This window comes from Puia sp. P3, assembly GCF_050632245.1.
Lineage (GTDB): Bacteria > Bacteroidota > Bacteroidia > Chitinophagales > Chitinophagaceae > Puia.
This window is the reverse complement of sequence record NZ_CP192583.1, coordinates 3,797,024-3,810,799: the sequence shown is the minus strand read 5'-3', so window position 1 is coordinate 3,810,799 and position 13,776 is coordinate 3,797,024. Positions and strand designations below refer to the sequence as shown.

15 protein-coding genes and 1 pseudogene are annotated in these 13,776 nt (G+C 53.2%); 12 read left to right on the top strand and 4 right to left on the bottom strand.

The features are described from left to right. Positions 1 to 6 precede the first annotated feature (6 nt). The 5 genes from ACQ86N_RS23380 (at position 7) to ACQ86N_RS23360 (ending at position 5,547) form a co-directional block, all read left to right on the top strand. Complete coding sequence (locus tag ACQ86N_RS23380) at positions 7 to 2,436, top strand: FtsX-like permease family protein (RefSeq protein WP_431217216.1); 2,430 nt, start codon at positions 7 to 9, stop codon at positions 2,434 to 2,436. Positions 2,437 to 2,451: 15 nt separating this feature from the next. Further along, entirely contained in the window at positions 2,452 to 3,057 is a 606-nt protein-coding gene (locus tag ACQ86N_RS23375; RefSeq protein WP_431217215.1) for an alpha-ketoglutarate-dependent dioxygenase AlkB family protein, read from the top strand. Between the two features lie 80 nt (positions 3,058 to 3,137). Then, positions 3,138 to 3,446, top strand: a complete 309-nt coding sequence (locus ACQ86N_RS23370; protein WP_431217214.1) for a hypothetical protein — start codon at positions 3,138 to 3,140, stop codon at positions 3,444 to 3,446. Then, positions 3,443 to 4,897, top strand: a complete 1,455-nt coding sequence (locus ACQ86N_RS23365) for an ATP-binding cassette domain-containing protein (protein WP_431217213.1) — start codon at positions 3,443 to 3,445, stop codon at positions 4,895 to 4,897. Before ACQ86N_RS23370 ends, ACQ86N_RS23365 begins: the two co-directional genes overlap by 4 nt. Next, positions 4,795 to 5,547: a MutS-related protein gene (locus ACQ86N_RS23360; protein ID WP_431217212.1), complete on the top strand. Its 753-nt coding sequence runs from the start codon at positions 4,795 to 4,797 to the stop codon at positions 5,545 to 5,547. Before ACQ86N_RS23365 ends, ACQ86N_RS23360 begins: the two co-directional genes overlap by 103 nt. Here the strand turns inward: ACQ86N_RS23360 and ACQ86N_RS23355 are convergent. Together ACQ86N_RS23355 and ACQ86N_RS23350 are read right to left on the bottom strand one after the other, a co-directional pair. Next, a complete protein-coding gene (locus ACQ86N_RS23355) occupies positions 5,540 to 6,166 on the bottom strand; it encodes a LytR/AlgR family response regulator transcription factor (protein ID WP_431217211.1) in 627 nt (208 codons plus the stop codon). The two genes, ACQ86N_RS23360 and ACQ86N_RS23355, sit on opposite strands and share 8 nt — an antisense overlap. 95 nt (positions 6,167 to 6,261) lie before the next feature. Continuing rightward, the gene (locus ACQ86N_RS23350; protein ID WP_431217210.1) at positions 6,262 to 7,359 is read right to left on the bottom strand and encodes a sensor histidine kinase; all 1,098 of its coding nucleotides are present in this window, start codon (positions 7,357 to 7,359) and stop codon (positions 6,262 to 6,264) included. 218 nt (positions 7,360 to 7,577) lie between these two features. On the opposite strand from ACQ86N_RS23350, the gene ACQ86N_RS23345 reads away from it, so the two are divergent. The 4 genes from ACQ86N_RS23345 to ACQ86N_RS23330 all read left to right on the top strand — a co-directional run bounded on the left by ACQ86N_RS23345 (position 7,578) and on the right by ACQ86N_RS23330 (position 10,033). After that, a complete protein-coding gene (locus ACQ86N_RS23345; RefSeq protein WP_431217209.1) occupies positions 7,578 to 7,940 on the top strand; it encodes a hypothetical protein in 363 nt (120 codons plus the stop codon). A gap of 528 nt (positions 7,941 to 8,468) precedes the next feature. Then, positions 8,469 to 8,756 carry an ArsR/SmtB family transcription factor gene (locus ACQ86N_RS23340; RefSeq protein WP_431217208.1) on the top strand — a complete coding sequence of 96 codons (288 nt, stop codon included), beginning with the start codon at positions 8,469 to 8,471 and terminating at the stop codon, positions 8,754 to 8,756. 57 nt (positions 8,757 to 8,813) lie between these two features. Next, positions 8,814 to 8,942, top strand: coding sequence for a hypothetical protein (locus ACQ86N_RS23335; protein WP_431217207.1), 129 nt, complete (start codon positions 8,814 to 8,816; stop codon positions 8,940 to 8,942). Beyond that, the gene (locus tag ACQ86N_RS23330; RefSeq protein ID WP_431217206.1) at positions 8,939 to 10,033 is read left to right on the top strand and encodes an MFS transporter; all 1,095 of its coding nucleotides are present in this window, start codon (positions 8,939 to 8,941) and stop codon (positions 10,031 to 10,033) included. The genes ACQ86N_RS23335 and ACQ86N_RS23330 overlap by 4 nt, the downstream gene beginning before the upstream one ends. 75 nt (positions 10,034 to 10,108) lie before the next feature. Here ACQ86N_RS23330 and ACQ86N_RS23325 read toward each other — a convergent pair whose 3' ends face one another. Beyond that, positions 10,109 to 10,585 carry a hypothetical protein gene (locus tag ACQ86N_RS23325; protein ID WP_431217205.1) on the bottom strand — a complete coding sequence of 159 codons (477 nt, stop codon included), beginning with the start codon at positions 10,583 to 10,585 and terminating at the stop codon, positions 10,109 to 10,111. 292 nt (positions 10,586 to 10,877) lie between these two features. Further along, positions 10,878 to 11,848: pseudogene (locus ACQ86N_RS23320) on the bottom strand (DUF6340 family protein). 456 nt (positions 11,849 to 12,304) lie between these two features. Between ACQ86N_RS23320 and ACQ86N_RS23315 the strand changes: the two are divergent. The 3 genes from ACQ86N_RS23315 to ACQ86N_RS23305 are packed head-to-tail and all read left to right on the top strand — an operon-like array spanning position 12,305 to position 13,713. Continuing rightward, a complete protein-coding gene (locus ACQ86N_RS23315) occupies positions 12,305 to 12,979 on the top strand; it encodes an aconitase family protein (RefSeq protein ID WP_431217204.1) in 675 nt (224 codons plus the stop codon). Next, complete coding sequence (locus tag ACQ86N_RS23310) at positions 12,966 to 13,550, top strand: aconitase family protein (RefSeq protein WP_431217203.1); 585 nt, start codon at positions 12,966 to 12,968, stop codon at positions 13,548 to 13,550. Before ACQ86N_RS23315 ends, ACQ86N_RS23310 begins: the two co-directional genes overlap by 14 nt. Next, entirely contained in the window at positions 13,543 to 13,713 is a 171-nt protein-coding gene (locus ACQ86N_RS23305; protein ID WP_431217202.1) for an aconitase family protein, read from the top strand. The genes ACQ86N_RS23310 and ACQ86N_RS23305 overlap by 8 nt, the downstream gene beginning before the upstream one ends. The last annotated feature ends 63 nt before the right edge of the window (positions 13,714 to 13,776 follow it).

The following is a 13,776-nucleotide window of genomic DNA, read 5'->3' as shown; positions in this document are numbered from 1 at the left end:
AACCAAATGATACGTAATTATTTTCTTACCGCCTGGCGGAATCTGAGGAAGAACAGGTTGAATGCGTCGGTCAATATTCTTGGACTCACGGTGGCGTTTGTCTGCTGCATATTGTTGTTCCTGACTGTTTACAGGGAGCTTTCGTTCGACGATTTTCAGGAGAATAAGGACGGGTTGTACAAGGTGTATGGCGTCAGCTATAAGGCCGCCGGGGACGAGAAAGGGACTGATATGAGTTTTCCGATGGGGCCGGCGATAAAAGCGGAAGTACAGGGCGTGGCGAAGGTGAGCTCTGTTATGGACGGAGGGGCGGGTATACGTTATAGGGGTAAGGAAATAGACCGGACTATTTCTCTGGTCGACAATGATTTTTTCTCCATGTTCTCGTTTCCGGTCCTGATGGGAGACAAGGCGGGTCCACTGAGTGACCTGGGGAAGGTGGTGATCAACGAGACCGTGGCGAAGGCGCTGTTTGGGGATGAATTTCCGGTCGGCAGGATGGTGGGTGTAAAGGTTGGCGGTACGTGGAAAGAACTGATGGTCTCCGCTGTGCTGGCCGATGCGCCCGACAATTCTTCCATACAGTACAGCATACTCGCGCGAATAGAGCTGGCCGGTAGTTATCCCGAACTGAAGAATGTGTGGGAGGCTTCGCACCATCCCATTTATGTGCAGGCTGCGCCGGGGGCGACCGGGCAGCAGTTGGAAAGCGGGCTGCGCCAGCTGGGGAAAAGGCATCGTCTCTTCAATGACGAGCAGCTGAAGAGCCAGGGATACCGGCGCGACGCCAACGGCGATTATGGCGCCTACAAGCTGCTGCCGCTCAGTGACGTCCATTTCGACGTCGAGCTGGGTACGGGGAATACCATCAGTAAGCCCTATCTGTATATACTGATCGTCATTGCCATCGCGGTGGTGGCGATCGCCTGTTTCAATTTTATCAACCTCAATGTGGCGCGGGCGTTTACGCGGGCCCGCGAAGTGGGCGTACGCAAGACCATCGGCGCGGGGAAGAGGCATATCTTTTTCCAGCTGTGGACAGAGAGTCTTTTGCTTTGTGTGATCGCCATTGCAGCGGCTGTCATGCTGACGGTAGTAGTGCTGGATCCCTTCAATTCCCTGTTTACGGAAAGGCTGTCGTTAAAAGCGTTGTTGCAGCCATCGGTGGTCGTTGTGACGGTTGCCGGCGTGCTGCTGGTATCGCTGATGGCCGGCGGCTATCCGGCCTGGCTAGTCGCCAGGTTCCAGGTGGTGGAGATATTGAAGGGCAGGGTGGCGATCAACCGGCAGTCCTGGCTGCGGAACGGACTAATCATTTTTCAGTTCGTTATGGCGAGCCTGCTGATCGTCGGGACGATGGTCATCTACAGCCAGTTCGAGCATATGCGGAAGGCCTCGCTGGGGTTTGAACAAGAGTCCATCATCAGCATCCCGGTGCGCCGTCCCGAGAATACGGTGCGGCTGCTTGGAGAGATGCGGGCCAGGCTGCGGGCGCAGCCGCAGGTGATCTCCATGACGGGCAGTTCGGTCAACGTGGGGATCGGGCAGGACAACAGCCAGAGCGAGCATACGCTGGGATTCGACTGGCGGGACAAACAGATCGGGACAGATATAGTGACGGTAGACTATGATTTCTTGAAGACTATGGGTGTCCGACCGGTGGCCGGCCGGGATTTCAACAGGGAATATCCGTCCGATACCTCGGCTTCGCAGAATACGGTGGTGGTCACGGAGAGTATGGCCCGTCAGTTCGGCATTAAAGATATCGTGGGGCTTTCGTTCTATTCTGACAGCGCGAAGCCTAAGTGGAATATCGTCGGGGTGATACCCGATATCCGTTTTTATTCGGTGAGGGAGAAGCCGGAGCCGCTGACCCTGCAGATCAGGAAGGGGCAGGCGCTGAACTATATCCTGGTAAAGGTGAGGACCGACAATCCGCTGAAGGCGATGGAACTGGTGAGTTCTGCCTATAAGGCGGTGGAGCCGGACAATGGAATGCGTCCGACCTATCTGACGGAGAATACCCGCCGGTGGTATGACAGAGAGCAGCGGCTTTCGTCGATATTCGGTTCGGCGGCGTTCATCGCGATCCTGTTGTCCTGTCTGGGTTTGTTTGCCATCGTTTCGCTAGTGATGGAGCAGCGGCGGAAGGAGATCGGCGTCAGGAAAGTATTGGGGGCGACGGTCGGACAGATCACGGGACTTTTATCGGCCGATTTTCTGCGGCTGGTCGTGCTGGCCTTTGTGCTGGTTGCTCCGCTGGCGTGGTTCCTTCTGAATAAATGGCTGGACAATTTTAGTTATCGTGTCCCGATTGGCTGGTGGATTTTTCCCCTTGCGGGTGTCGCAACCTTGCTGATCGCGCTGGTCACGATCAGCGTTCAGACGATCGGGGCGGCGCTGGCCAATCCCGTGAAGAGTCTGAGGACGGAATAGGTGTATCTTTATGATATGGACCTATTCAATTCAGAGCGCGTCGTCAATGTCCTGCCATACGACGGTATAGCGGACTATTACGGCAGGGTGTTTGGGTCGACGGAAGCCGCGGCGTACTTTGACCGGCTGATGCGCGAGATCCGATGGCGGCAGGACGAGGTTGTTATTTTTGGAAGAAGGATATTGACGAAGCGGATGGTTGCGTGGTACGGAGATAACGACTACGGATATACGTATTCCGGAGTGACGCGGCAGGCGCTGGAGTGGACGGAAGATCTGCGGGCGCTGAAGACTACCGTCGAGGAGTTGTCGGGGGCGAGGTACAATTCCTGTCTGCTGAATCTTTATCATAACGGCGGGGAGGGGGTATCCTGGCATAGCGACGACGAGAAGGAACTCGAGCGGGATGGGGCAATTGCGTCGGTGAGTCTGGGGGCGGAAAGAAAATTTCAGTTCAAGCATAAGACAAAGGGGCAATTGGTGGAGGTCGTGCTGGAGCCCGGAAGTCTGCTGGTGATGCGGGCGGAGTGTCAGCGGTTCTGGCTGCACGCGCTGCCGAAGACGAAGAAGGTGAGCCGGCCGAGGGTGAACCTGACCTTCCGGACGATCACGGGCGCCTAGCGCCTTTTTTTGTTTTATTTAACTATTTGAGAATTAGGGGCTAAATTATATTGTCTAGTTTAGGTGCAACCTTTATTCTCATGAATGCCCGCCCATTTTCCCTTCTTTTCAACTACCATCTGGAGATCCAGAGCATCAATATCCCATTTTCTTTTTTGGCTGCTCTGGTCGGATATGCAACAGGTTGGAATTTCCTTACGTCCTTTATTGTGTCACTTGTAACAGGAGGATACTTTCTGGCGTCTTATTTCTTTGAGAGGAGGCGCAAACATGAGTATTATTTCTATTATAACAAGGGATTCACGCGGGCAGGTCTGATCGCTTATTCGTGGTTATTGGCGGGACTGCTGGCTTTTTTGATCGCAATTGTCAAAAGCATTATCCGATGAACACTCATGTACTGGAAGCGGATAGCATCATTGCTACTTTAGGCGGAAAGAAGGTATTGTCGGACGTCTATTTAAGGTGCCAGAGTGGGGAAGTGGTCGGTGTTTTGGGAAGAAATGGGGCGGGCAAATCGACGTTGCTGCAGCTGATCTTCGGGACCCTGTCATCGGAAGACCGGAGCGTCCGGATCGACGGGGAGGTGGTGAATCCTCCGCATCTGCAGGGAAAATGGATCGCCTATCTGCCCCAAAACGGCTTTCTTCCTTCGAATATCCCGATAGGAAAGATCATCGGCCTTTATGTGGATGCGGAGGGCCGGAAGAAAATAGCAGCCGATCCGCGGGTCAGGCCTCATCTGAAAAAAAGGATCCGGGGGCTATCGGGCGGAGAGCTTCGTTATCTCGAGATCTTATTGCTGGTGAATCTCAAAGTAAAATTTGTATTGCTGGACGAGCCCTTTTCCGGTATCGAGCCGATCTATCAGGACCGGGTTACGGACCTGATAAATGAGTACCGTCGGGAGAAGGGATTTGTCGTCACGGACCATGTATACCGAAAGATCATCGGGATCAGCGACAAATTGCTGCTGATCAGTCAGGGTAAAACTATTCCTATATCAAAACCAGAACAATTGGAACAGTTCAGCTATGTACCACGCGGGACCTTCAGTGGGAGTGTCCTTCCGAAATTCGCCCAGGGCGAGCGGTTGAATTTTTTGTCAGTAGTGGGGGATGAAGTGGAAACGATCGGGGAGGCCGTTGTTCCGTTCGAAGTCGACAAGCAGACCTGGAAGGACCTCGATCTGTTCGATCAGGGGAGAAAGGGCCTTGTCTTCGGTCTGTTCAACAATGTAAAGACCGTAGGGGGCGGAGACCGGCTGGAACAGCTGTTCAAGTCGCCTTCCAATGATCTTCAGGTACTGGAGGAGCGGCGGGACGCTATTCGGTTCTTCTATAACAACGGCATCGACCTCAATATCGGGCGCCAGCAGATGGATACCATCGAGCACTATCTGAATGCGAGCATCCCGTTGTATCCGGACACCCGGATGGACGCTCTGGTGTACACCCTCCGGAACAAGCTGAAGCAGACGAATAACCACTACCTCGTTACTATCGGTATCCAGACGACCGTGAGCACGCTTCGTCAGTTCTTCCGGCTGGCCGACGAGCTCAGGGCAAAAGGATGTCCCTATCATTTGGCGGCGATGTCGCTGAATATCGACGAACTGATCCCGGACAGAAAGATCCGCGAAATACTCTCTTCTTCGAATACTGAGCTGTCGGCGATGGATATGTCCAGTGCGACCACTATTTCCGGAGGAGGGGCAGGGAGCAGCTGCGGAGGATCATGGATACCATCTACGAATTCGACGTCTATCAGGCGGTGGCCGGGGCGGCCCAGAAGCATTCGCTTTCTTTCCCCGAATATATCCGCAGGCCTCTGCCGCTGATCCAGCTGAGGGGTCTTTTCCATCCTCTGCTGGCGAGCCCCGTCTCCAACGACTACAGCATCGATAACGACAGTAACCTCTGCTTTATCAGCGGGGCGAATATGTCCGGCAAGTCGACATTTCTGAAGGCGTTTGGCTTGTGCGTATATCTTTCGCATCTCGGCTTTCCTGTTCCTGCGGCGTATATGGAGACGACGTTGTTCAACGGGCTGATCACGACCATTAATCTTTCCGATAATATCAGCCAGGGGTACAGCCATTTCTATAATGAGGTGCGGCGGGTGAAGGACGTAGCGCTGAAGATCAAAGAGAAGAAGCGGCTTGTGGTCCTGTTTGACGAGTTGTTCAGGGGAACGAATGTGAAGGATGCTTCGGACGCGTCTCTTCAGGTGATCGATGCCCTTTCCCGGGTCCGGAACAGCCTGTTCGTGATCTCTACTCATATCGTCGAGATAGCAGAGCAGCTCAGCGAGAATAAGAATATATTCTTCAACTGTTTCGAGTCCACGATGGAGGCCGGGGTGCCCTGGTACAACTATAAGATCAGGGAGGGGATCTCCAACGAGCGGGTAGGGATGCTGATCATCCGGAATGAGCAGATCATCGAGATACTGAGGGAGGTGGGAAGCCACCAACGGTATATCAGCTGATGCCGGGGTTTGTGAGTCGTGCGAGCTTTTCCAGCTGGTGGCGGTAGAGTTTTCCGATGGGGATCTCCTGTCCGCCGATCTCGATATCGTGCTGGGTGTAGGCGGTGACTTTTTGGATGGAGACGATGAAGGAACGGTGGATTCGGGCGAAGAGGTTTGCGGGGAGCATTTCTTCGATGGAGCTGATGGATTTTTTCATTACGAGCGGGGTTCCCGAGGTTCTGACGACGCGGCTGTAGTCTTTCAGGCTTTCGATATAGATGATCTCATCGAGGCTTACGCGGACCATTTTGCGATCGACACGGAAATAAAGGAAGGGGGTGGGGCCCGGGAGGCCCGGGATTGCCGGGCTTGCGCCGGCTCCGGCGGCGGGTTCTTCTTCAGCACTGGCGCCGCCGAGTTTGTTGACGGCCTTCAGGAAGCGTTCGAAGGAAAATGGTTTGAGCAGGTAGTCTACCGCGTCCAGATCGAAGCCTTCGAGCGCGTAGTCTTTGTGGGCGGTGGTGAAGATAATCTTTGGCGGATTGCGGAGGGTTCGGATGAATTCGGTGCCGAGCAGGCGGGGCATATTGATATCCAGAAAAATAAGGTCTATTGGGTGTTGTTTTAGCTGCTGCATTGCCTCCAGTGGCGTTGTAGCAGGTTCCTACCAGTTCGAGGTTGTCCATATTCTCCACATAGGACAACAGGACCCTGATCGCCGGGGGTTCGTCATCAACTATAAGACATCTGTACCGCATGGTTAGCCGATTTTGGGAGCGTTTGGGGATGGGTTTGCGCGGGAAAGACGATCGTCAAAAATACCATATAGCTGTCCTCTTCGGGTGTCAGCTTCAGTGTATGAAGGCCGGGGTAGAGCAGGTGCAGTCTTCTTTGGACGTTGCGGAGACCCAGGCCCTGCGGGTCGGCCGGAGGCTGTTCGTCTCTGCTGTTGATGAGCTTGAACGTGAGGACGTCGTTTTCCACGTGGAGGTGCAGGCTGATCCAGCTGGTATCGAGCTGTTCGCTGACGCCGTGTTTGATGCTGTTCTCGATGAACGGTAGCAGCAGGAGCGGGGCGATCGTGCGGCCTGCGATATCGCCGGTAAAGCTGAGGGAGATATCGAGGCGTTCGGCGAAACGGCTTTGTTCGAGTTCGATATAGTTACGGATGTTTTCGATCTCTTTTTCCAGTGGGGTATAGGGCTCGTTGCATTCGTAGAGGATATAGCGCAGCAGGGAGGCGAGTTTCAGTACGAGCTGCGGGGCCTGCTGCGACCGTTCGAGGGTCAGTGAATACAGGCTGTTGAGCGTATTGAACAGAAAATGCGGGTGCAGCTGGGACTTGAGGAGTTGCAGTTCGACGATCAGTTTCTCCTTTTCCAGGCGCTGCTGGACCTCTTTTTCCAGGTACCAGTGCTTGATCAATTTTATAGACACAGCAATCCAGCCGACACTGAACAGCGCAAAGATGCTTCGCGGGAAGTTCTCGAGCACCCATAGCCGCCGGTAGCCGGAATAGTGGAGGATATAGACGTCTGCGATTCGCAGGTATAAGAGGGCCATGGCGAGGACGACTATGAGCCCCAGGCATGCGGTCATGAATTTTCCTTTGAGGACGTATCGGGGGACGAGGAAATAGTTGAGGGTGTATACGAATATCATGTGACCGGGGAGGAAGCCCAGGGAATTGCCAATCGTTATCCAGGAGGATTCGCCCCGGTTGAATACAAAACAGAAGAAGAGGGTGACTGCGGCCCAGAACAGGACGTGCATCAGCAGCCGGTTGTGAGATAGTTTGTTGATGAATCGGGCATACATGTGCTGTTCCATATGCTTCGGGGTTCTGTCCACGGGGCAATTTATCTAAAAAGAGTCGGTTTGTCCGGTCGAATGTTGCCAACGGTCGACAGACGTATCGATTTGGTCGATGAAAGCGTCGCCGCGGGGGGACGGGTGGTTTGTCGACGCTGACGCAGTGTGTGGATGCCCGGGTTTGCCCCTGCTCTACTATTCTGAAGGTCAGAGAGCTGGTCCTGTAGATTTGGGTCATGAAACATTCATATATGCTGACGGGTATCGCCGTCATCCTGATAAGCCTGTTTGTCCAGTATGCCGCCGCGCAGACAAAGACCGGTGATGGTTTTTGGGTAGTGGAATCGAGTTTGGCAGCGCCACGCGATGTTACGGTAAGATTTTACGGGGAGGGGAGTGTGCTGATCTACGAGGAGCATCTGATGGGTGTCCGGATGGACGTAGGCAAGCGAAGGACGCGGCGTAAACTGGATGGGAGTCTGCTCGACGCCCGGGCGGCATGGCAGGTATACGGGCGGGCGACCGAAGACCGGGGCATTGTGGCGGCACGATTTGGTGTCGATCCCGGCGGCACATCTTCGTGGAGTAGCCAGCGTTAAACTTCTTCTCTCTTATCGAGAGAGTTTTTGCACCCCGATCGTTTCTACGGTCGGGTTAGTTTTTTTACGACTGCAAGGATGGTATGAATTTTGTGGATAACTTTTTATCCCTTTCTATTACCTGTACGCGCAGCAAGTATTTCGAAACCATTATAACGGCGCGTATGATCAGAAGATTACCCCTTTGTTCCCATTCGAGGCCTGGCCTGTCTTTGCTCCATTTCACCTTTCGTCGAAAATACTGTTCTCCATTGCATCAATCTGCACCTTTGTCGTCCGGTTAACCGGGGATATCACTGTGGAATTTTGGACCTGGTTGTTGATTTCGGTACCGGGATTAGGGAAATTCTTTCCCAGTCCCTGTGATACCGACCCTTCCACTATAAACGCATTTACCTATGAGAGGCCCGTTGATTCGCCAGCCCGTTGATTCCTGAACGGGCTGGTTCTTATTTGGTTATGTTGAAGGATTGGGTGTGTCGGCGGGAAGACAGTTGTATTTCGAAAATCATCGATAAATTTGCACCCATGAACTTAAAGATCGACATAAAGCGGGTGGAGAAGGTTTCCAAGGCCCTGGGCGATCCGTACCGTATTCAGATGATGGAGGCCATTATGAAACAAAAGGGGTGGATGCAGTGTTCAGTCCTGGTAGAAATGTTCGACCTTGCGCAGTCCACGGTTTCGCACCATCTGAAGCAGCTGGTCGACGCTGAACTGCTGATCCTGGAGAAAGACGGGCGTTGCGCGCGATACACGATCAATAAGGAGGGGATGAGTGAGTTTGTGAAGTATCTGAGCCTGTACGAAGAATAATTTTTTTGCCCCATTAATCGAAATTCTTAGATATATTAATTGTTTAACAGAAAGAGTATGAGAATCATAAAGGAAAATCATCAGGGCATCAGTACCATTCTGGCTTTTGCGCTAATTCCGATCTCCGGATTTGCGACGGATATCTATATTCCTTCCCTGCCGGCAATGGCGGGGAGCTGCATGTGAGCAATGCGGCGGTGCAGTTGTCGATACTGCTTTTTATGGTGAGCTATGGGGTGAGTCAGCTACTGGTGGGAAGCCTGCTGGACAGTTTTGGCCGTTTCAGGCTGGGGTCGGCGGCGCTGCTGGCGTTCAGTCTGTCGAGCTTTGTCATCGCCTTTACCAACAATATCTATCTGATCTATGCCATGCGGGTGCTGCAGGGGATAGCGGTGTCTTTTATCATGGTAGGGAAGAGGGCCTATTTCATGGACATCTATCAGGGGGATAAGCTAAAGCACTATACGAGTTTGTTCTCTATAGTTTGGGCTACGGCGCCGATCGTTGCGCCATTTCTGGGAGGGTATTTCCAGGAACTGTGGGGCTGGCAGTCGAATTTCATCTTCCTCGGTGTCTTTTCGCTGGTGATCCTGGTGCTCGAGCAGCTATATAGCGGGGAGTCCCTGAGGGTCAAACATCCTTTTGGGATGCGTTCTATCGCCGGTGTTTATTCGATGATGATCAGGACGGGAGATTTCACCTATGGGTTGATCATTCTGGCCCTCAGCTATTCGATGCTGGTTGTATTTGGGATGACCAGTCCTTTCCTGATCGAGCATGTCTTTCATTTTTCGCCGGTCGTGTCGGGGTATAGCGCGCTATTGTCGGGTGTGGCGCTGATGGCTGGTGGCATTATCAGCAAGGCGCTGATCAGCAGGCCGCTGGACAGGAAAATTTTGGTAGCTGTCTCGCTGCAGATACTTTTTTCCCTGCTGATGATCGGGGTGACCAGGGTGTGGGCGAATATCTATACGCTGATGGTTTTCATAGCGCTGATCCATCTGCTGGGTGGCTTTATCTTTAATATCGTGTTTGCCTACGCTCTGGGCAGGTTCACGAAGAATGCCGGGGTCGCGAGCGGGATCACCGGGGGCGGGAACTATATCGTCACGTCTTTCTTCAGCTATACGATAACGGGGTTTTTCCGGATCTCGGGCCCGTCTTTGCTTGGGGTGGCCGATCTGCTGCTGGCGGTGCTGTTGCTGGGGGCGTTCCTTCTGTTCAGGAGGGCGCGGCTGGCGGGTGAGGCGACGAAATATCGCCCATTGGCTTCATGATCTCGCGAAATATGAGCGATAGCGGTTTTTGTGCCGATCTTCCTCTTACCGCGGCCCGGTCAGGTTGTGGTTCTGCTATTCGTTTTCGCCGTGGTGTTTCTTGTAGTGCCCGTAGGCGTGGCCTTTGCCGTGGCGTCCGGGGCCGTCGTGGTCGTCGTCATCGTGACGGCAGTCGCGGAGGGGCGGGCTGGCGATCGTAGCAGTGTCTGTAGCGATCGTAGCGCGTGTGATAGACCGCGTGGCGCTGCCGGGATTGGGCTCGTTGATGACGACCTTGTAGCCCCTGTACAGGTCATAGCCCTGGCATCTGGACGGAAGAGAGACGCCAAAGACCCAGTTGGCGCCGTCGAAGTATACGAACTGCTGTCTCGGCACGCAGTAGTAAACGTCGATATCCGGCATATAATAGTAGTCGACGTGCTGATAGCCCTGGGGCCCCCACTGTGGTTGTGAGCCGATATTGACATTCACGCTCACCTGCACCTGGGCGTTTGCGCTGTAGGTACCGCATGATACGGAAAGGAATGCGAGAATTGCAATCAGGTTTTTCATTATAATGATTTTGAGATGATCGGTAAAAAAAAGGGATAGGGCCTGTCCCCCCATCCCCAGCTGTTTCTGAAATGAATCATTAACCAGCGGGCTTTCGCCCATTAATCCTATATCCTGTACATAGAAGACAGTGGATCGGGGTTGTGGTCCTAGTCAAAAAAAGTTTTTTTCTTTGGGACCTGGACTGCATTCGTCTGTCCGGGCGATAGACGTATGAAGACCATACCCACATATAGTAAAGGGGAGATACCATGGGAGTTGATTTCCGCTTCTGAGGCAGCGCTTAAGCGACTCAGGGATTGCTTGTGACCTCGGTCTGGCTCTTCAGGATCTCGTTGTTCGACTGTCTTTGCCGCAGGACGTTGATATAGCTGAGGGCGAGGCGGTTGTTGTACGTCTCGTAGGCTTTCTGCGCCCACTGGATGGCTCCGTCCAGGTCTCCGTTGATCTCGCTGATGATTCCCATATTATAGCAGGCCCTGCCGGCTGCCTTGCGGGAGCTGTTATTTGTCTCCTGCTGCCAGATCTTCCCGGCGCCGTCCCAGTTGCCGGTCCGGGCCATGCGGGTGGCGATGGTGAAATTGCCGTTGCCTCTTACATAGTAGAAGCGGGAGACCCGGATGGAGTAGGGCACGATACGGGAGGCGTATGCCTGGCCGGCGTTGGTGCCTGCGTCCTTTACAGCCTCTTTGCGACCGACGATGGATGAAGGGTCGAAGCCGCGGGTCTGGAAGGACAGGTTTCTGGAAAGTACGTATTCGTCGAGGATGGTCCGGGATGAGGGATCATAGATCCTCCAGCCGGTCTTCACCTGGGTATTCATGTTCACCTGCTGGGTAAGGGCGGGTATATTGCCCATAGCGGTACGGATGGCTGCAGGGCCGGCGCCGATGCCGACATTGGATTCGGCGTCGAAGAGTTCGAGTGAAAAGAGGAGGTCGCTATTGCTTTGGCGGCAGATCTTGTCGACGGAGTCCCATGGAAGGGTGGAGGGAATACTCCGGCGCCGTATGACCGTAGGTCGAGTTTGTCGAGCGATCTTACGTTGGTAAACCGGCCGGTCTTTGTCAGTTCGTTGGTGAGGCCGTCGACAGAGGATCTTGCACCTTCGGTCTGGAGGCTTTTGCTTTCGAGGGAGATCACTTTATGGATGGCATCGATGGTCCTGTTCGCGTCGTCGGCGCGGCTTCTGTTGACTACTGCTGCTGTTTTTGCGTTGGGTGGAAGGCTTACCGGCGCGGGTTCCGTCACGCTGAGAGACATGAGATTTGTGGAGCTGCAGGAATAGCAGAGGATGATTATTCCGAGGATGGCCAGGTGGTATTTCATGGTTTTAAAGGGTATTGGGTTACTGTTTTACAACGGTTTTTGGGGAATTTAGTATATAGTTCGATCCGTTCAGATACTATCAACGTATTGATTTGACGGGACTTGCAATTGTGGATGGGCGTGAGTAATTTGGACTAATTAGTTTACCTAAATTCCTGAGCTGGCGGAGAAGATCAGGTCGAAGGAATATAAGTACAAGGACCTGCTTACTTCGGTGAGGGAGTATAATAAGTGGGCTGGAAATAAAAAATGACCCTTCCGGACCTGATTGTGAAAAGCCTCAACCTTATATTGAGGCTTTTTTTTGGCTTGCTTAGAAAAAATTCAGCTTAAATCCTCATTATCTGGAAATTATTTAAGAATTTTACGTCTTCTTTTAAATTCTGGAAAATGAGTACTACACCCGCTACATTATTTGACAAAGTATGGGATTCTCATGTGGTCAGGAAGATCGAAGGTGGTCCTGACGTGCTGTTTATCGACCGCCATTTCATCCATGAAGTGACCAGTCCGGTAGCTTTCCTGGGGCTGGAAAGCCGTCGTCTGAAAGTGATGTTCCCTGAAAAGACGTTTGCGACGGCCGACCACAATACCCCGACCATCAACCAGCACCTTCCGGTACAGGACCCTTTGTCTGCCAATCAGTTGAAAGCTTTGGAAGTGAATGCCGGGAAGTACGGTATCTCTCACTGGGGGCTGGGCAACCCGAAGAACGGGATCGTCCACGTCGTTGGTCCTGAAAATGGGATCACCCTTCCGGGGATGACGATCGTTTGCGGTGACAGTCATACTTCGACGCATGGGGCGTTTGGCGCTATTGCGTTTGGTATCGGTACCTCTGAGGTGGAGATGGTGCTGTCTTCCCAGTGTATCATGCAGCCGAAGCCAAAGAAAATGCGGATCAGTGTCAACGGGAAGCTGGGTAAGGGAGCTTACGCCAAAGGACGTGGTTCTGTATATCATCTCCAGTGCCGACGGCAGCCGGCGCCACGGGATATTTTTGTGGAGTTTGCGGGCGAGGTATTCAGGAATATGAGTGCTGGAGGGTCGTATGACCGTCTGTAATATGAGTATTGAAATGGGCGCCCGCGGAGGCATGATCGCTCCCGACGAGACGACCTTCAGCTATATAAAAGGCCGCGAAAAAGCTCCTCCGGGCGCTGCCTGGGATAAGGCGCTGGCTTACTGGAAGACATTGCGGACGGAAGATGGTGCGGGTTTCGACAAGGAGTATCATTTCGAAGCCGCTGATATCGAGCCAATGATCACCTACGGCACCAACCCGGGTATGGGCATCGGCATTACGCAGCATATCCCCAACGAAGATGGCGGGAGCAAGGCCAGCTATGAAAAATCGCTGGACTATATGGGCTTCCATAAGGACGACGCCATGCTGGGCAAGAAGCTGGACTATGTATTTGTAGGCAGCTGTACGAATGGGCGCATTGAAGACTTCCGTGCTTTTGCGTCTATCGTCAAGGATCGCAAAAAGGCCGATCATGTGACGGCGTGGATCGTTCCCGGCAGCCATATCGTCGAACAGCAGATCAAAGATGAAGGGATACTGGACATACTGACTGCGGCCGGCTTTCAGCTGCGTCAGCCGGGGTGTCTCGGCCTGTCTGGCGATGAATGACGACAAGATACCCGCGGGTAAATATGCGGTGAGCACCAGCAACCGCAACTTCGAAGGCAGACAGGGACCTGGCGCCAGGACAATGCTGGCGAGTCCGCTGGTAGCCGCCGCGGCTGCGGTAACAGGCGTTGTGACGGACCCGAGGACATTAATGGCAGAATAATTTTCATTTCAACAATTGTAAAAGCATCATGGCTTACGATAAATTCACGGTACTAAAGAGCAG

What these genes read in the sequence shown, in the direction of transcription:
- ACQ86N_RS23380 (WP_431217216.1), top strand. Translation starts at nt 7, where the DNA reads ATGATACGTAATTATTTTCTTACCGCCTGGCGGAATCTGAGGAAGAAC.
- ACQ86N_RS23375 (WP_431217215.1), top strand. Translation starts at nt 2,452, where the DNA reads ATGGACCTATTCAATTCAGAGCGCGTCGTCAATGTCCTGCCATACGAC.
- ACQ86N_RS23370 (WP_431217214.1), top strand. Translation starts at nt 3,138, where the DNA reads ATGAATGCCCGCCCATTTTCCCTTCTTTTCAACTACCATCTGGAGATC.
- ACQ86N_RS23365 (WP_431217213.1), top strand. Translation starts at nt 3,443, where the DNA reads ATGAACACTCATGTACTGGAAGCGGATAGCATCATTGCTACTTTAGGC.
- ACQ86N_RS23360 (WP_431217212.1), top strand. Translation starts at nt 4,795, where the DNA reads ATGGATACCATCTACGAATTCGACGTCTATCAGGCGGTGGCCGGGGCG.
- ACQ86N_RS23355 (WP_431217211.1), bottom strand. Translation starts at nt 6,166, where the DNA reads ATGCAGCAGCTAAAACAACACCCAATAGACCTTATTTTTCTGGATATC.
- ACQ86N_RS23350 (WP_431217210.1), bottom strand. Translation starts at nt 7,359, where the DNA reads ATGGAACAGCACATGTATGCCCGATTCATCAACAAACTATCTCACAAC.
- ACQ86N_RS23345 (WP_431217209.1), top strand. Translation starts at nt 7,578, where the DNA reads ATGAAACATTCATATATGCTGACGGGTATCGCCGTCATCCTGATAAGC.
- ACQ86N_RS23340 (WP_431217208.1), top strand. Translation starts at nt 8,469, where the DNA reads ATGAACTTAAAGATCGACATAAAGCGGGTGGAGAAGGTTTCCAAGGCC.
- ACQ86N_RS23335 (WP_431217207.1), top strand. Translation starts at nt 8,814, where the DNA reads ATGAGAATCATAAAGGAAAATCATCAGGGCATCAGTACCATTCTGGCT.
- ACQ86N_RS23325 (WP_431217205.1), bottom strand. Translation starts at nt 10,585, where the DNA reads ATGAAAAACCTGATTGCAATTCTCGCATTCCTTTCCGTATCATGCGGT.
- ACQ86N_RS23315 (WP_431217204.1), top strand. Translation starts at nt 12,305, where the DNA reads ATGAGTACTACACCCGCTACATTATTTGACAAAGTATGGGATTCTCAT.
- ACQ86N_RS23310 (WP_431217203.1), top strand. Translation starts at nt 12,966, where the DNA reads ATGACCGTCTGTAATATGAGTATTGAAATGGGCGCCCGCGGAGGCATG.
- ACQ86N_RS23305 (WP_431217202.1), top strand. Translation starts at nt 13,543, where the DNA reads ATGAATGACGACAAGATACCCGCGGGTAAATATGCGGTGAGCACCAGC.